The organism is Pelorhabdus rhamnosifermentans (assembly GCF_018835585.1).
GTDB lineage: Bacteria > Bacillota > Negativicutes > UMGS1260 > UMGS1260 > Pelorhabdus > Pelorhabdus rhamnosifermentans.
The window spans coordinates 16,972-34,940 of record NZ_JAHGVE010000008.1; the positions used below are offsets into that span (position 1 = coordinate 16,972).

At 38.9% G+C, this 17,969-nt stretch carries 20 protein-coding genes; all 20 read left to right on the forward strand.

The genetic code is table 11. From position 1 onward, the window contains the following. Nucleotides 1-75 precede the first annotated feature (75 nt). Nucleotides 76-267, forward strand: a complete 192-nt coding sequence (locus tag Ga0466249_RS11075) for a hypothetical protein (protein WP_215829529.1) — start codon at nt 76-78, stop codon at nt 265-267. Then, nucleotides 264-425, forward strand: a complete 162-nt coding sequence (locus Ga0466249_RS11080; RefSeq protein WP_215829530.1) for a hypothetical protein — start codon at nt 264-266, stop codon at nt 423-425. The genes Ga0466249_RS11075 and Ga0466249_RS11080 overlap by 4 nt, the downstream gene beginning before the upstream one ends. A 66-nt stretch (nt 426-491) precedes the next feature. Continuing rightward, the gene (locus Ga0466249_RS11085) at nt 492-971 is read left to right on the forward strand and encodes a hypothetical protein (protein ID WP_215829531.1); all 480 of its coding nucleotides are present in this window, start codon (nt 492-494) and stop codon (nt 969-971) included. A 96-nt stretch (nt 972-1,067) separates the two neighbouring features. Further along, nucleotides 1,068-1,358: a hypothetical protein gene (locus tag Ga0466249_RS11090; RefSeq protein ID WP_215829532.1), complete on the forward strand. Its 291-nt coding sequence runs from the start codon at nt 1,068-1,070 to the stop codon at nt 1,356-1,358. A gap of 28 nt (nt 1,359-1,386) precedes the next feature. Then, on the forward strand, nt 1,387-2,874 hold the full coding sequence (gene terL, locus Ga0466249_RS11095; protein WP_246588644.1) for a phage terminase large subunit: 1,488 nt from the start codon (nt 1,387-1,389) through the stop codon (nt 2,872-2,874). A 15-nt stretch (nt 2,875-2,889) separates the two neighbouring features. Continuing rightward, nucleotides 2,890-4,314 carry a phage portal protein family protein gene (locus tag Ga0466249_RS11100; protein ID WP_215829533.1) on the forward strand — a complete coding sequence of 475 codons (1,425 nt, stop codon included), beginning with the start codon at nt 2,890-2,892 and terminating at the stop codon, nt 4,312-4,314. A 13-nt stretch (nt 4,315-4,327) separates the two neighbouring features. Then, on the forward strand, nt 4,328-5,653 hold the full coding sequence (locus tag Ga0466249_RS11105) for a head maturation protease, ClpP-related (protein ID WP_215829534.1): 1,326 nt from the start codon (nt 4,328-4,330) through the stop codon (nt 5,651-5,653). Nucleotides 5,654-5,657: 4 nt separating this feature from the next. Further along, entirely contained in the window at nt 5,658-6,011 is a 354-nt protein-coding gene (locus Ga0466249_RS11110; RefSeq protein WP_215829535.1) for a hypothetical protein, read from the forward strand. Between the two features lie 82 nt (nt 6,012-6,093). Continuing rightward, nucleotides 6,094-7,074: a hypothetical protein gene (locus Ga0466249_RS11115; RefSeq protein WP_215829536.1), complete on the forward strand. Its 981-nt coding sequence runs from the start codon at nt 6,094-6,096 to the stop codon at nt 7,072-7,074. Next, entirely contained in the window at nt 7,064-7,345 is a 282-nt protein-coding gene (locus tag Ga0466249_RS11120) for a hypothetical protein (protein WP_215829537.1), read from the forward strand. The genes Ga0466249_RS11115 and Ga0466249_RS11120 overlap by 11 nt, the downstream gene beginning before the upstream one ends. Before the next feature lie 24 nt (nt 7,346-7,369). Continuing rightward, nucleotides 7,370-7,777 carry a hypothetical protein gene (locus Ga0466249_RS11125; protein ID WP_215829538.1) on the forward strand — a complete coding sequence of 136 codons (408 nt, stop codon included), beginning with the start codon at nt 7,370-7,372 and terminating at the stop codon, nt 7,775-7,777. Nucleotides 7,778-7,779: 2 nt separating this feature from the next. Beyond that, nucleotides 7,780-8,376 carry a hypothetical protein gene (locus Ga0466249_RS11130; RefSeq protein WP_215829539.1) on the forward strand — a complete coding sequence of 199 codons (597 nt, stop codon included), beginning with the start codon at nt 7,780-7,782 and terminating at the stop codon, nt 8,374-8,376. After that, the gene (locus tag Ga0466249_RS11135; protein ID WP_215829540.1) at nt 8,377-8,823 is read left to right on the forward strand and encodes a hypothetical protein; all 447 of its coding nucleotides are present in this window, start codon (nt 8,377-8,379) and stop codon (nt 8,821-8,823) included. Nucleotides 8,824-8,828: 5 nt separating this feature from the next. Beyond that, entirely contained in the window at nt 8,829-9,269 is a 441-nt protein-coding gene (locus Ga0466249_RS11140) for a hypothetical protein (protein WP_215829541.1), read from the forward strand. 79 nt (nt 9,270-9,348) lie between these two features. Further along, a complete protein-coding gene (locus Ga0466249_RS11145) occupies nt 9,349-10,434 on the forward strand; it encodes a hypothetical protein (RefSeq protein WP_215829542.1) in 1,086 nt (361 codons plus the stop codon). A gap of 61 nt (nt 10,435-10,495) precedes the next feature. Continuing rightward, complete coding sequence (locus tag Ga0466249_RS11150; RefSeq protein ID WP_215829543.1) at nt 10,496-10,885, forward strand: hypothetical protein; 390 nt, start codon at nt 10,496-10,498, stop codon at nt 10,883-10,885. Between the two features lie 98 nt (nt 10,886-10,983). Continuing rightward, nucleotides 10,984-11,289, forward strand: a complete 306-nt coding sequence (locus Ga0466249_RS11155; RefSeq protein WP_215829544.1) for a hypothetical protein — start codon at nt 10,984-10,986, stop codon at nt 11,287-11,289. Next, nucleotides 11,290-16,428, forward strand: coding sequence for a phage tail tape measure protein (locus Ga0466249_RS11160; RefSeq protein ID WP_215829545.1), 5,139 nt, complete (start codon nt 11,290-11,292; stop codon nt 16,426-16,428). A gap of 49 nt (nt 16,429-16,477) precedes the next feature. Then, entirely contained in the window at nt 16,478-17,080 is a 603-nt protein-coding gene (locus Ga0466249_RS11165; RefSeq protein ID WP_215829546.1) for a DUF2460 domain-containing protein, read from the forward strand. Further along, nucleotides 17,077-17,964 carry a DUF2163 domain-containing protein gene (locus Ga0466249_RS11170; protein ID WP_215829547.1) on the forward strand — a complete coding sequence of 296 codons (888 nt, stop codon included), beginning with the start codon at nt 17,077-17,079 and terminating at the stop codon, nt 17,962-17,964. The genes Ga0466249_RS11165 and Ga0466249_RS11170 overlap by 4 nt, the downstream gene beginning before the upstream one ends. Nucleotides 17,965-17,969 lie beyond the last annotated feature (5 nt).

Genomic DNA, 17,969 nt, shown 5'->3' on the forward strand with positions numbered 1-17,969 from the left:
GCCGCATAGAGGTGCTAGAAGCGGTCAACTCCGCGCTAGGTATTCTTTGAATCGTATGAGAAGGGGGAAGTTTTTTTGAAAAAGTTACAGAATGAAATGTTTGTACACAGCGTTAAAATTAGGACTAATCGATTTTGTTCTACACTAAACGATATAGAGATTAATGGTGATTGCGGGTCCAATGTTACTTTAAAAATGGCAGATGGTGATTATAGCAGGTTTGCAGGAAAGCGTGTCTGCATAACGATTGAGGCAGTAGAAGGATGATAAAATTTATTTCTAACAATGATTATTTTGATGAAAATGGTCAATTACAATATACTGGATATGGATCATCACAAGAAAAGATTAATTCATATGGTAAAAGTCCGGTTGAAAAAATATTTCCGTTTTTGGTTAATTTGTTTAAACCAAACAAAGATTAATTCAAGTCAACATTCAATTTGAGTGTTGGCTATTTTTATGTCCAAAAATAATAGGAGCGTGATTCGATGACCTATACAAACGACGAAATTAATAATACTGTTGAGACAATCATCAAAAAGTATTATACATATAGAGCTATGGCCCAACTTGATAAAGAGGACTTGAAAGATTTATTCGCAAAAGGAACAGCCAGTTATGATGGTATGCCACACGGGACAGACGTAACGGACCAGACTCTTAACCTTGTAGAGCGTCGAAATGAGCCTACCCTCAACATGAAACGTGCAAGAGCTATCGAGATTATATACGACAGCTTAAAAGCTGATTTGAAAGAGTTTTGTAAGTTATATTTCTTTGAACAGAATACAATGACTGAAGTAAAAGTGTATATGCACATTGAAAAAGACAAATTTTATGGTTTGAAAAATGCAGTAGTGAAAAAATACCGTGATTTATTGCCATGGAGGAATTTTGGAGAGCAAAAAGAAGATATGCAGATAAATAACCGACAAAAAACAGAAGTTTTACCGAACAAAACGGCTTAAATGCCTGTTATAATTACATTATAGAAAGTCTGCGAAGCTGCCGATAAGGGCGGCTATTTTTTATGCCTTAATATGAATATTGGAGCGTGAACACGTATGTGCAAAACTATTATCCTCGAACTAAGCGAATGTGATGCCGCTACTCTGCATGAAATTATCACAAGAGCCGAATATCCAATTGGCTCAGACGAGGCTTTTGTCGGCCATGATGTACTGTGCGATATTGAAGAACAGTTGAGCGTAGGGGAAAAGGATGAAATTGACTCGCCTTCTGTTGAACTGAAATTTAATCCGTATCTCAGTAAAGAACAGATTGAGCAGATGGAGAAAGACATTATGAAAGATGCTATGAGTTTTCAATCGAATAGATTTAACTCCTGTAGATAATACCGTACTCCTAGCGAGTGTTTTTTTGTTGAAAAAAGTTGGTGATATTGTGCCTACACAATCAGAATTAATGGACGAATATATTGCCTTACTTGAAAAAGAAGTAAAGGTAAAAGAATCAAATAAAGCATTTCAACCGCAACCCGGGCCGCAAACCGATTTTTTAAATTCTACGGCTGATATTACTATATATGGCGGGGCGGCAGGCGGTGGCAAGTCGTATGCCTTACTATTATCTTGTTTAAAAGACATAGATAATCCCCGCTATGGTGCTGTTATCTTTCGTAGAACGTCAACTCAAATATTTGGTGAAGGCGGTCTTTGGGATGAAGCTACAAACCTTTACCGTCTTAAAGGTGGCATTGGTGTACAATCTCCAAGGGCAACAATTAAATTTCCCTCAAGGGCAAAAGTTACATTTGCCCATTTACAATATGAGGATAATGTTCATGATTGGGATGGTTCACAGATTGCAGTTATAGCGTTCGATGAATTATGCCACTTTGAACGTAGCCAGTTTATGTATATGATGAGTAGAAATAGAAGCAATAGCGGTGTAAAAAACCGAATTATTGCAACTTGTAACCCTGATGCCGATAGTTTCGTGGCAAGATTAATTGAATGGTATATTGATGAAAATGGTTTTCCAATTAAAGAACGGTCAAATAAAATACGATATTTTATTGTTTTAGATGATGATTTTAAATGGGCTAATTCAAAGCAGGAATTAGTTGAACAATATGGGGTTAAAAAAGAAATAATTAAATCATTTACGTTTATAGCATCAAGTGTATATGACAATAAAATTATGATGGAAAAAAATCCACAATATGAAGCTAATTTGAACGCTCAAAATACAGTGCAAAAAGGCCGTTTGTTATATGGTAACTGGAAGATAAAGCCGTCAAGCGGATTATATTTCAGAAAAGATCAAGTTCAGGTGGTGCCTAGTATTCCTTGTAATTTGGTAAAAGTAGTTAGGGCATGGGATTTGGCGGCAACTATACCAACTCCTAAGAACCCTTCTCCTGATGCCACAAGCGGAGTTTTAATGGGCTTGTTAGAAGACGGAAGATACATTGTACTTGATAACGTGTGGGGCCAATGGCAATCATCTGATGTTCGTACAAAAATACATGCAACAGCAATAAAAGATAATACCAAATATGGGAAAGTAAACATTCATTTGCCACAAGACCCGGCGCAAGCAGGAAAAGAGCAAGCACAGTCATATATTGCTCTTTTATCTGGATTTGTTGTTAAAGCCGAACGTATGACCGGAGATAAAATAACGCGAGCAGAACCATTTAGTTCGCAATGGCAGGCCGGGAACGTCCTTGTTCTGGCAGGACCGTGGAACGGGGCATATTTTACCGAAATGGAAGCTTTCCCAGAAGGTTCACATGATGATAGAGTAGATTCTAGCAGTGACTCATTTACTGAATTACAAACAGGGGCTAAAATTCACATCGTTTCTCCCTTGTCCATCGAAAAAGAATCCTACTGGACGGCGTAAGAAAGGAGGAAGAACATGGCAGAAACAGATACGGAAGTTAATAGACCCGTTACTCCAATGGCAGAAGTCGGTATTTCAGGCTTGCAGAGATTTTCTGGTTGGACTGATGAAGAATGGCTTAAGGATTTGCGTGGCTTAAATGGTGTAAAACGGTATAAAGAGATGCGCGACAATGATGCTATTGTTGGCGCATTTTTATTTGCTATTGAAATGCTCATTAGACAGGCTCCTTGGAATACAGAAGCAGCAAGCGACGAAGAAGCAGACACCCATGCGGCACAATTCTTAAAAGAATGCCTGTTTGAGGATATGGAAATGACATTTCACGAATTGATATGTGATGCGCTGTCTATGCTCCCATTTGGTTGGGCCTATCATGAAATAGTATTTAAAAAGCGCATGGGCGATACTGGCGATCCGACAACACAAAGTAAATTCAACGATGGGCGCATAGGATTTCGCAAAATAGCTCTTAGAGCGCAAGAAACTTTCTTAGAATGGGAATTTGCACCGAATAACGATCTGCTAGGCATGTGGCAGAACTCGCCGCCTGATTATAAAAGACGGTTTATTCCGTTTAGTAAGTCGGTGCTGTTTAGAACACGTTCGCCTAAGAATAACCCTGAAGGCCGTTCAATTCTTCGTAATGCGTGGCGTTCTTACTATTTCAAAAAGCGTATGGAAGAAATTGAAGCTATCGGCATTGAGCGTGACTTAGCAGGTTTGCCGGTCGTAAAAGTTCCGCCACAAATGCTTGATGCTAATGCTAGTGAAGACGAAAAGAAGGCATTGCAGTCTTATAAACAATTGGTAACAAGTATTCGACGTGATTCTAACGAGGGAGTTGTTTTTCCTGCTGAAGATACACCAGAAGGTAAAAAAACTGGCTATTCGTTTGAATTAGTATCATCTAGCAGCCGCCGCCAATTCGATACAAGCAAAATAATTGAACGTTATGATCGGCGCATTGCAATGACAGTGTTAGCCGATTTTATTTTTCTTGGGCAAACTGGTGACGGTTCTATGGCCTTGTCAGTTGATAAAACGAAGATGTTCTCAGCAGCAATCGGCTCTATTTTAGACACGATATGCGAAACGCTGAATAACAAGGCAGTTCCGATGTTGTTTAAGCTTAATTCATTTACTGGACTAACCGGATTGCCTAAATTAGTTCACGAAAATATTGATTCTATTGATGTTGGCGTATTAGGTCAGTTCTTAAATAACTTCTCTGCTGCCGGTGCTCCATTAATGGGTACTCCCGAAGACCCAAATGTGGCATTAGTTAATCATGTATTGACCAAAATACTTCATTTGCCCGGAATGACAGAAGAACAAATTAAGAATGGTTTGGCAGCGAGGAAAGCAAAACAGCAAGATTCATCAGATCCACAGTTACAATATGCGGATGATAATACCAAAACGAAAAACGATCCATGAAAGGAGAATGGTAATGCCTAAAGATACTAAGTTCTGGGAATTTAAAGCCAGTGCAAAAAGCAAAAGCGTTGGCGAATTATATTTATATGGAGAAATTGCAAGCGGATCTAGTTGGTGGAGTGATACAGTAACACCAAAAAGCTTCAAAGCCGATTTGGACGCTTTGGGAAACATTGAAACACTAAATATTTACGTCAATAGTCCCGGTGGTGATGTTTTCGCTGGTCATGCTATTGCATCAATGATTAAGCGTTGTAATGCCGAGACAGTTGCATATGTCGATGGTCTAGCGGCTAGTATGGCCTCTGTTGTCGTTTGTGCTTGCAATAAAATGGTAATGCCGAGTAATACAATGCTAATGATTCATAACCCGTGGAGTCGAATGGCTGGCAATGCAAATGATTTTAGAAAGATGGCGGGTGACTTAGATAAAATTGGCGAAAGTTCTATGGCTATTTACCGTGAAAAAACTGGGCTTTCGGATGAAAAGCTGAAAGAACTACTGGATGCTGAAACATGGCTGACAGCACAGGAAGCTAAAGATTTAGGGCTTTGTGATGAAATTGAAAAAGCCGTTAATATTTCAGCTTCAATCGCTGGTGATAATTTTATTTGTAATGGCGTGTCATTTGACGCAAAAGCGTTTAAAAACGTTCCTGTTGACAAAATCCAGTCTTTGTTTAGCAGCACAAATGATAAGCCTCTTGCTTTGAAGGGGGGTGAATTATTAAAGATGCTTGAAGAACCTACCTTTCAAGAAAAAGCTTTAGGATTTTTGAAAAGTTTGTTTAACCCCGACAACGAACCTAAAGACCTAAACACAAGCTCTACAACCAAAGGAGATGATGGCAAGATGCCACTAAAAGATGAAGGAACAGTCCAGGCTACAATGTCTGATGAATTTAAACAACGTTTTGAAGCACTGGAAAAAAGTAATATCGAGTTGAAACAGCAGAATGATAAACTGCAAGAACAGATAAAATCAGCTTCTGATGAAGCCAAAACAAAAGAGTTTATTCAAAAGGCCGCTAGCTTTGACAAAATTGGAATTAAAGCCGAGGAAATTGGCCCGGTACTTAAAAGCTTGTCGGAAACCGACCCAGAAGGTTATGCAAAAATTGAATCTGTTTTAGCCGCCGCTAATGAGCAGATTGCCGCAGGAAAATTATTTGCCGAATTAGGTGCTGACGGTGAAGGAGATAATGATATTACTAAACAAATTGAAGCCAAAGCGCAGGAGATTCAAGCAAGAGATAAATGCACGAAAGAACAGGCTTTTGCTAAAGCTTTGCGAGAAAATCCAAAATTGTATGCCGAATACGAAAAGGAAGGTGAGTAATTAGATGGCTACTGAAATTGAAGGCATTTCTATAAGTTTAAACGCTGGTGCAGATTTATCGTCCAGCGATTTTTTAGTCGGTGCTATTAATTCTTCTGGATTAGTTGTTACGCAAACAACTGCCGCGGCTGGTGGCGTTGGTATTATCCAGTATGGTGATTTAGCAAGCAGACCAATTAAAGTAATGACCGACGGCATTAGTCGTGCGGTGTACGGTGCGACGGTAACGTTGCCTGCCAACTTGACCAATGACGCAACCGGAAAATTAGTTCCTATTGCCGCCGCTACTGATGTTATAGTTGCTACTGCGTTGGAACCTGGTGCAGCCGGAGAACAACATTCGGTATTGTTAAAGTAAAAATAAAAGTAAATAGCGATAGTTAACGTTCACTCTTTAGTGGGCGTTTTTTTATTGCCTAAAAACAAGGAGTGATATATAAATGCCTAAGAGTTCTCAAACTCATGTAGATTCTATGCTAACTAATTTAAGCGTGGCTTATATTCAAAGCAGTGATGCTTTTGTTGCCGATAAGGTTTTTCCTAATGTAGATGTACAGAAAAAATCTGATCGCTATTTTGTTTATGATAAAGACGATTTTATGAGGGATGAAGCAAAAGAACGGGCCGCTGGTACTGAATCGGCTACTGGTGATTACGATATTGACAATACGCCGTCTTACTTCTGCCGCCGTTATGCGTTCAATAAGAAAGTAACTGATGAAGATTTAGCAAATTCTGATTCGCCGTTAAAGCCTTTTGAGGACGCAACGAACTTTGTAACTCATAAAATGTTGCTTGCAAGAGAGCGGATATTTGCTACAAAATATTTCGGCGCTAATTTGTGGGGTACTAATGTCGGTGGCGTTGCTAGCTCTCCATCTGCTGGAACCAGTTTTATCAAATGGAGTGATTATTCCAGTTCTACTCCTGGTAAGGATATTCGTTATTTGAAAAAGTTAATTTTATCAACTACCGGATTTAAGCCTAACACTCTCACTATTTCTTATGATGTTTATAGCACGTTGCTTGACCACCCGGCGATTAAGGATAATATTAAGTACGTAATGGTTGCTAATCCTGGTCAGGTTACTTCTGTTTTAGCTCAATATTTTGATATTAAGAAACTTGTTATTGCTGAATCTGTCGTAAATACGGCTGCCAAAGGGGCTACTGCCAATACTGGATTTCAGCTATCTAATCGTGCATTATTAACGTATGCGCCTGATTCTCCTGGACTTCAAACTCCATCTGCTGGTTATATTTTCCCGTGGACTGGATTAATGGGTTCCGGCGCTTACGGTACTGCAATCAGCAAATGGTGGAATCAAGACCTTAAAGCATACAAGGTTGAAGGAGAAATGTACTTTGATTGTAAGGTAGTATGCAAAGACTTGGGGGCGTACATGAGCGATGTTATTTAAAGCATTGAAACATATTACCTGTCAAGGTAAAGATTATGCGCCGGGCGATATTGTACCCGGTGCTGCTTCTTTTATAAATTTGCATGAAATGATTGAATACCGTTTTTTGACTTATGCCACAGAAGAAGAAATCAAAGTTTATGAGCAGAAGGAAGCAGAGGAAGCCGCTAAAAAGGCGGCAGAAGAAAAGGCTAAGGCTGATGCAGAGGCCAAAAAAGCAGAAGAAGCGGCAAAGAAGGAAGCAGAGGAAGCCGCTAAAAATAAAAAATAACTCCTCTGATTAGGAGGATTAAGAATGCCATGGACATATAGCGGCGATCCAAGTACAAGTTTAAAAGATGCTGTCAGATTTTCAATTGGGGATACCGATAGTAGCGACCCATTACTGCAAGACGAAGAAATAAATTATCTACTGACTAAAAAATCAAGCGTTAACGGGGCAGCATATGCTGCGTGTCAAAACATTATAGCTAAATATGCGCGGCTGGTTGACCAAACAGTAGGTGATGTACAGACAAAATACGGTCAATTAATAGATCATTACAATGCTTTATCTGATTCGCTTTATTTTGATGCTGGTATTGCTGCAATTCCGTATGCTGGCGGAACTACTGTGTCTGATAGGCGGTCTTTACAATCGGATACAAGCCTTGTCCAACCTGCGTTTAGAAAAGGGATTATGGACAACGAAGGTGGCTGGTAATTATGCGGTTTACTGTTAAAATTCCCATTACCAAAACCTTAACGGTTCAAAAAGTAGTAAATAAGGTATGGGTGGATAGCGGTACTATTTCCGGTGACTTACAACCTTTAAAAACTCGCACAACCAATGCTAATAGTATCGGGTTACCGTATAAAAACTCACATCAATTTTTTACTAATGATGTTGCTAATTACAACACACGGTATATTGATGGCAACGATATTTATTTAGTTATTGAGCCTAAAGATTGGTTTAATCACAGACAAGTATTACTTGCCAGAGTTATTATGGACGATTCAGTTAGCATAACAGGTACAAGAGTAACCGGAGTTAAGCCAGATGGTAGCCCAGTAACACAAACAGGGATTACAATAGCTTCTATGCCTTGTACGCTAGTCCCTGACAAGGGCGACGTAACAGTTACCACCTCTGGTTCCACTGTACTTACTACGCTTGAAATGTACTGCAACCTGTCAGATATAAAGGAAAAGGACATTATTACTGATTTGTCGACGAGCAGTAAATATAAGGTGCTGAATGTGAAGAACTACAATCAGATAGCGTATCAAAAAATAAAACTCCAAGGTGGGGTGCTGTAGATGCCTGCCAAACTTGAAGGATTACAAAGCGTCCTAGCCAATATTCGCGCAATCATCCCCGTTGAAACAGGTAAGATGAATGCTAGGCTTGCCATTTCTGGAACTATTGTAGAGGATTCGGTCAAGAATCACGCTGCTATGACTGACCACACGTTGAAACAATTAGCAGACATGGGGCACCCATATAGCAAACGCTATTCGGTTGACTCAGGTCCACACCCTGACAATGCTGTACATTCACAAAGTGGCACATTGCTTGCCAATATTGAGAAGTCAGAAAATCTCAACATGGTGCAATCAACTGTTGAGGTTGGAGTGCAAGAGGATAAAGTTCCTTACATTGGCGACTTAATAACTGGTACATCAAAGCAGCGGCCTCGTAATTTTATCGGAGAAGGGTTCAATCAATCGCTTGATGGAATTATTGCCACTACGCAAGGAAGGTAACGCCTATGCAAGTTAAAGACTATGATCCCATTATAGCCATACTTCGAAGTCAACTCCTAACAAATACGGAGCTGGCTTCTTTTATTGGCACATGGACTGACGCAGATACAGGAATCAGCAGTAAGGCCATTTATCCGTCATATCTTAATTCGGTTGCTAATCCTGTGTATCCGGCAATTACGATTTGTTCCAATAGTTCTGGTGCATTGAAAGGCGGTATTCCTTTTGATAAAGACCGCTATTATATTCATGGTTGGTCAAAAAACAGCGATGTGGCGTATTTGCTAAATATGATTGTTGATACACTCAGAACGGCCCCAAAAGGGTTAGTAACCTGCCGCAAACTTCCAGGAACAAAATGTCCGTTATATGACAGTGATACTCAGACTCATTATTTTATGTCTGAATGGTTGATATATGCGAATCAAAATTTAATTTATGCCTAATATGGTCGAATTCGACAAGTTTAAAAAGCACCTAATATGGTGCTTTTTTTATTGTAAAAAACGAGGAGGAATGTCCTAAATGTTTCAATTTGATAAAGGAAGATCCGTGGCAACTACGCAAGATGGTAATTCTATTGAATATCGCCAATTGCAGAGTTTTTCAATGGATTTTAAGGTAAATCTTAAAGACTTATATGGCCGTGGACAAGATGCTATTTACATTGCTTCTGGTAAACGTTCCGTTGATATTAAAGGAGAATTTGCAGAGATTACGTCTGATTCTATTAATTTGCTCTTAAATGGTACAAAATCGGCAGGCGTTGTTAAGATGATAGACCCTGCACCTGTTTTAGCGGTCCCTTCGTCTAGTCCTTACACGGCTTCACTTGGTACTATTCCTGACAGCGGTACGTTTAATAAACTTTTGGTTGTTTACGATGTAACAAATCCATCACTTGCAATTCCAATGACAAAAATTACTTCCGGCACTCCGACCACTGGACAATTTTTGTTTGCTCAGTCTACTGTCGCCGGTGCAATGACTTATACAGTAACAACAAATTTTGCGGCTGACGATACCATTACTGTTGGCGGTGTAACGCTTACAGCAAAAACAAGCGGAGCAACAGGGCTTCAATTTAATGTAGGAACTACGATTGCGGACACCGTAACAAACATTCAGACAGTTCTTGCTGCTAACGCTACCGTAAATGCAATTTATACGGTAGCGAAACTCAATGCAACATTTACATTAACCGAAACTACGGCTGGTGATGGTCATACTCCTATTGCCGCTACTTATACCGGAACTGGCGTAGTATCTAGCGGAACGGTTACAGCTTCACAGGCGATTAATACGTTCACGTTTGCCGCTGCTGATGCCGGACACAACGTCCAAGTAATTTACAACTACAATATGGATACCGGCTCAACTATTACTATTAAAAACAACTTAATGGGAAGTCAAAAACCTTACCAACTTGAATTTTTCTCACAACTTGCAGGAGTGCAATTACATGTTGTATTTCCTCGCGTGATGGCGGCAGGAACTAGCTTAAATGCTAAAATGGAAGATTTCATGTTACCTTCGCTCGAAGCAAAGGCCATGTCTACATCTGCTGATATTTTAGGATATCTCTATTTAGACGATGCTACAGCACAATAAATAAAACTAGCCCATCCTTTGCGGTGGGCTTTAATTTTGCAAATAAGAAGGTTGATTATAAATGGCAACAGTAAAATTTGAAGGGACGGAAGTTTCTTTTCGTGATAAAACCTATATCATGCCAGATTTACCTTATATTGCATACGAAGATTATGAGGCAATGATTAAAATTGTTGACATTGCTCGCTCTTTAGATGCTATGCATGGTAATCCTTTATTGAATCCTTTTACTGGAAAAACGTTAAAAGATGCTAGAAAACTTATTATGTTAGCTATTAAACGTAATTATCCAGATATTGATGAAGAAGAGTTTATTCAAAATTTAAGACTTGTAGATGTCATTTTAGCGGCAGGCGTTCTTATTGACCGTGAAGTTCGTGTGCAAGAAATGGTATCAATTGATAAAGAAAAAAACGTAGAACCGCAGGCAAAAGGAGAAGCAAAAAGTTAAAAGATAGTTATGAAGAGCCTAAAGAGTTAAAGGCTCTTAAGCTTTATACTTCATTGTCTGCGGCTTTTGGATATACAAAGCAATATATAAAATGGGAAATGTCTTTTATTGATGTGTACTGTGCTACAGAATATATGATTGATAATCCGCCTGCTGGAACTGTTATACAGATGGCACTTGATGCTTACTGCAAAGGAGCGGCAAAAGTTAAAGGCGGAACAAAAAATAATGTTGGTAACGATTCATACGAATCAAGTAATGATGGTGGACAACCTCACCCTTCTAATTGGGATAGTTTAACAAAAGAGCAAAGATTTGCTTTTGAATCGCAACAATTGGAAGCATTTAAAGCAATGTTTGGTATGTCCGGTGGTGTAGTAAGAAAAGGTAAAGGAGGTGCATAAATGGCTGATACAAATAATCTTGGTGAATACAAAGTAGTAGTTTCGGCAGATTATGGTAACCTTACAAAAGGTATAAGTGATCTGCTTAAAAATATTCAGAGTTCAGCTGATGGTGTTTCTTCTATCTTTTCTAAAATGACAGATGATATTGAAAAAGCTGGTATAAGTTCTAAATCATTCGATTCTATTAAGCAAGCAACTGAAAGTGCAAAAGAATCTGCGTCATCTCTTGCCAAACAAACTAGCGAGGCTGGATCAGCCGCCGAAAGTGCTACTCAAAAATATAAAACTCTTCAATCTCAACTTCATGAAGCACGTATAGAAACCGAAAAAACCTTTGGTACAAAATCATTTGATGAAGCTAAAGGAAAGTATGATTCAATCTTAGCTCGGTTGGGGTCATTCAAGACTGCTATTGGGGATAATAGAGAAGCAGCCTTACAAGCAGAACAGAAAATTCAAAAAGCAATTGAAAGCACTAATGCCAAGCAAAGTGAATATATATCAAACTTAAAAGCTCAACAAAGCAGGCAATCAGATGTACAGTATTACAAAGATATTGAATCTCAGCAAAAAAAGAATAGTGAACTTATTCAGTCACAAATGCAAAGCAGGGTAAATGCTGAGAATGAGCAAAAAAAAGCTGCCGAAGAAGCTGGAAAGGCTAATCAAAAAGCTCTATTGGATGCCTCTAAATCAGCGACGGTTTATGAATCTATTCTTTCAAAAGTTCGTGGACATCTTCAATGGATGGCTGCTGCCAGCATCACAGGTGCGGTAATAGCAGCTCCATTTGAAGCTATTCATACGATTGCCGATGTTGAAAAGCAAATGGCTGGTATGGTTCAGGTATTGCCACAACTTCATAATAATCAGCAAGCATTGAACGGTGTGTCTGAACAGTTTATAACGATTGCTGAACAATACGGCATGAGTGTTGATAAAATTATCGAAGCTGGTAAATTGTGGGGACGCGGTTATAAAGATGTTGGCGAAATCATGCAACTTACTGGATTATCTGCTAAATTAGCGACTGCTGATATGATGGACGTTACGCTTGCTAATAGAGCGGTTGAATCAACTATCAATTCATTCGGCAGACAAGCTGATGCAGTAAGCTACGCAAGCCATATTGTTGACTCTTGGACTAATATTGCACATAATGCTCAATCGAGTGCTACGGACTTAGCAGAAGCGTTAATGCGAAGCGGCGCGGCTGCGCATGCTGTCGGTGTATCGCTTGACACGACAAACGCATTAGCTTCTACGATGATTAAAACTACTGGACTTGAAGGTGCCAATATTGGTAATGCCTTAAAATCTATTTTTTCTAGTATCCGTTCTGATAAGGCAATTGCTGATTTAAAAGCACTTGGAATTGAAGTAACTACATTTGATCAAAACGGTACACAGCATTTTCGTGATGTTAGTAGCGTAATTACAGATTTAATGCTCAAGACACACGAAACAAGCAAAAATATGGCAAAAGATTTACAGGATATATCTGGCGGCAAGTTCCAATGGTCCAAAGCAGCGGCCTTATTCGGCGATTATGCCGATTTTATAAAAGCATATAACCTATCTATTCAGTCCACGGGATTTTCAGAAGGGCAAATAGCTGCACAAATGGATACTATATCCCGCAAAGCTGAACAGGTCAAGGCATCTCTTACGGGGGTTCTTACAGGCGTTGGAAGTTCTGGATTGTCAACTGCCATAAAAGAAATGTTGGACTCAGTAAATGATTTCCTCAAGGGGTTACAACAAATTCCAGCAAGTACATATCAGACAATTGGTTCAATAGCAAAATTAGGTGCAGAGGCATATATAGGGTATAAAGCCCTTACCTTTTTAGGAACAGGTATTACCGGTATGCGTAATGCCTTGATAACCGTACAAGCCGCCAAAACAGCAGATACGATTTCAACAGTAGCTAATACAGCAGCAACAAACATAAACTCAGTCTCAAAAGACGCAAACGCAACAACTTCGCGATCTACTGCGGTAGCCATAGGTGTTGAAACGGTAGCAAAAGAAGCTGACACAGTGGCAACTGTTGAAGCAACGGCGGCTACTGGAACATGGGCAACTGTAACAACGGTAGCAAGTGGCGGTTTAAATTTGCTTACTGGTGCTTTGATAGCTGCGGCTATTGGCGGTGCTAATTATGCGTCAATGCTTGGCCAACAAGCAACTGAACAAGATAAGTTGCAACAAAAAAATCAAGATGCGGTTGCAATAAAAGAACAAGAAGTTGAAATGTCGCAAAAGCAGACTGAATTTATTGGCACTCTCGGCGATGCTTATATTCAGTTAACTAAACAATTACAAGACGTGCAGGGCAACGAGGAAAAAGTAAATAAGACTAAAAAAGACCTTGAAGTTACTGAAAATGAACTTGCTAAAATTGTTGGCGAAGATGGATTAGAACGAATCAAATCATCAAGTGATGTAAAACAAGCAATTAAAGATGAACAATCTGCTCATACGGATAAAACTAATTCTATTAAAGACGAACTTGCTACTTTAAAACAGCAGCAGATAGATTATACAAAAGATGCAATTCAAGCAGCCGTTGACAGAATAGATACTATACGTTCTGAAACTTCTGCGTGGGGATATTTAGCGCAAGCTCAAAAAAAAGCTATGGATATGTACGCTGGATATTTAAGCGCTCAAGTGTCTTTTAATAAATTCGGTGAAAATTTAGTTGGTAAAGATAATTTTAAAAAAATAGTTGGAGTCGGTGACGATAACGATAAATTGCAGGCTGAACTAGAGAGACTAAAAAACTGGAAACCTGCTGATGTAACCGACGAAGAAAATGCTCTTACACAAAAAATTACCGATTTAAAATTAAAGCTTGGTAAACAAGAATTAGCAGCAACACAAGGATATGTTACACCGCAAACTATGTCTACAGGCGGAGATGAAGTACCGCCTGCAACATCAAAGAAAAAAAACAAGAAGCAAGTTGATAATTCACCTGAAAGAATAGCTTATGACTATTTTGTAAGTCAAGGATATTCAAAGGAAATATCTGCTGGTATAGTCGGTAATCTTATGACTGAATCAGGTATGGATCCTAATGTTACCGCACAAGATGGTTCAGGTTCTTATGGGCTAGGACAATGGACAGGCGCAAGGCTTGAAGGATTGCAAAATTTTGCATCATCAAATTATTCTAATGCTTCGTCAATGGATACACAGCTTGCTTATGTAAATTATGAATTAAAACATAATGAATCTGGTGCTTTGGGCAGTATTCTTTCATCTAATCCAACGACTCCTGAAGAGGCCGCTTATGCTGTTTCTAAGAACTATGAGCGACCAGAGTGGGCAGAAAACCCGGAACGGCAAGAAAACGCTCGCAACATTTATGATAAGTATGCAATGGGTGAAGGCGGAAAGTATGAAGCATTAGATCCTGCAAAACAGCGTAAAAAATTCTATGAAGATATGAAAAAATCATATGAAGAAGAATTGCAGGCTGAAAAAACTGCCGCTTTAGAGCAAGGCCGTTTTTGGAAATCAAATGATACGCTTTACCTATTTCAAACAATGCTTGGACAAGTTGGCAAAGATATTCCTGCATATGAAACTGAACGCCTTAAATTACAGCAGGATAAGCAAAAAGAAGATCAAGAAATGCAAGCCGCTTCATATGCTAGAACAGAAGCATTAACCGAAGCAGGTATAGACAATGTTCATAAAATAGAGGCAAGTATTAAAGATGCAGTATCAAAAGGTCAACCTCTAGGAAATTATCAAGAAAAGATATATGAGAATATGCTTAAATCTTCTATATCTCCTGCTGGTTCGCTTGATAAAACCAAAGCAGACACAGAAGAGTATAAAGAAATAGCTAACCGGATAAAAGTTCTTCAAAAAGATGAATTAGAAGTTATTAAAAAACACATTAATGCTTTGCAAGTAATGGCTGATAAAGAAATTGAATATCAAGAAAAACTTCATTTAATCACTCCGCAGCAAGCTCTTAACGCAAAAAACGCGGTTAATGAATCCAAGTATCAGCAACAACTTCCAGTTTTACAAGAAGGATTAACTAAAACCGCAAAGTCCGGTTCTGAATCTGCTATGCTAGATGCCTACAAATCATTTCAGAATGCAAAAACGGCAGAAGAAGCAAAAACTTCTGTTCAAACTATGCTTTCGTTATCAAAAGATCAAGATGCGACACTAAAAGCCGTATCTAAGTTGGAAGATATTTGGAATAGTTATGAAGAAAAAAAGCGCGAGTCTGAAGAACAAACGTATGAATATTTGAACCGATACCAAATAGCCTATATAAATGCTTACCAAAACGCATGGTCAGAAGCTTTGGACGCTACATTGACAAAAACTAAGTCGTTTTCCGAAAACGCTAGAAGCATATTTAAAAGCCTTTATAGTGCGCTTGCAAAACAGATTTCTACTGACTTTTCACAAAAATGGACAACCAGCTTATCTCAGATATTACTTAAAAGTAAAGCTACTACTCAAGACGCTAAATCTGACAATCAAAATTTAACAAATCAATTAAAACAAAATTCCACACAAGTATTAACAACCACACTACAAAATGATGCTCAAAAAGAAACTTCGAATCAAAAGGTTAATACAGCCGAACAGAACGCTTCGACTAAAACAAAAACATCTGTGCTTGCTGATTTAGGAACTATGCTTACACAGATGCTTGAAGAAATGGCTATTATGTATGCCTTGAGTGCATTATTTGGCGGTGGCGGTTCTTCCACATCAACTAGTACAAGCACTGTGAGCCTTGGCAGAAGCCCGTCAAGCTATTACACGACTCCTACAGCCGTATCACAAATTACAGTTCCCAGCTTCGATATTGGGGCCACTCAGTTACCTTCTGATATGCTGGCTATGGTTCACAAGAACGAAATGATATTGCCTCCTGATTTGGCTGATAATATTAGAAGCCTTGGTAGCAACGGAAGCTCTAGCAGTAACAATTCTAACAGCAATAAGGTTACGATAAAAAGTAATTTTTCACCTAATTTGATTGATAGTCGAGGAATAAACGATATATATAAGCAAACTACTAGAGAATTATCAAAAGGTGTTACAAAAGCTGTTCGCTATGGTTCTCTTAGCAAAAAGTCATTAACATAAAAAAACCGTCCCTAATTGGGCGGTTTTCCCTTTTGAAAGGGGTGATAACATGAGCGATTTAATTTTTCCCACTCTGCGCGGATTAACTTATCCGATAACCAAAACGCCAAACCATAGTACAATTACGCAACGAGGGCTAGGTTCTGGAATACCAAAGTTTCTTCAATTATATTCATACCCATATTACACGCTGAAAATGGTATTTGAGTATCTATCTGATAATAATGATCAGCGGGATGATATTCATACATTGATGGGGTTTTATAATCGTATGGGCGGTGCTGGTCAAGATTTTCTTTTCGCTGACCCTAAATTTGAAAGTAACGAGGTAAACAATCAATTATTTGGTGTAGGAGATGGAACGTCAACTAGTTTTAGATTAGCTAGAAACTATGGTGGACTTGTTGAACCTGTGTTTGGCCTTGTTATGACACCGATTATTCTTATTAACGGGATACCAACTACGGCCTTTACATGGAATACAGCAGCAATGATTACTTTTGCTACGGCCCCCACGCTTGGAGCAAGATTAACTTGGTGTGGAGATTGGTATTATAGATGCCATTTCAAAGAAGATACAAACGATTTCGAACAAATTTTCTGTGATGCTTGGGAGCTGCAAGAACTTGAATTGGAGACGATAAAATTATGAAAGTTGTCTCCAATGCGTTACAAAACCTAATTATGCAACATATGAACGGGTCGCTTACTACGTGGTATATTGCTGAGTTATACGTCTTTTGGCTCAATTCAGGCCGCACATTACTTTATACCGGGCATGATACAACTTTAAACGTAGGTGGGAATGTATATCAACACTGGCCTATTGACCACGGCGATATTACAGAGGTCAGAGGAACAGAGGTAAGCACGACTGATTTATCAATTTATTATAATCCGTTTGATAAGATCGATGCGCTTGGAGTAACTTGGTATACAGCCTTGAAGTCTGGTGCATTTGATAACTGTTACTTGTCTATTGACCGCTTATTTTCGCCTATACCGTGGCAATATATCATGCCTAATATATCTAGTGATTATGTGCTTAAAGGTCGTTTCTTAGGCCGTATAGATGTTGATGAAAGCCGTTTAACATCATGCAAATTAACTGTTAAGTCGCCGATGGAACTATTAAATGTTAATATACCGCGAAACCTAATCATTACAAACTGTATTAACACGTTCGGCGATTCCATGTGCACGATTGATATAGAAGCACTCGCCGTTACTTGTGCAGCACAGTCAGGAAGCTCACAGAGTTCGATTATAAGCGGACTATCGCAGGCAGACGGGTATTTTACTCAGGGTAAAGTTATTGGCCTTACAGGCAAAAATTCAGGCGTTACACGGACAATCAAAACGTATTCAGGAGGAACTATAAATCTTAGTTCACCTTTCTTATTTACCGTAAGCGCAGGCGATACATTTAAAGTTTATCCTGGCTGTGCAAAAACGATTGCGGCTTGTGCGGCCTACAATAATTTAACACATATTCGCGATTTTCCTTTTCTTCCCGTTCCTGATACCCTCCTCTGATGAAA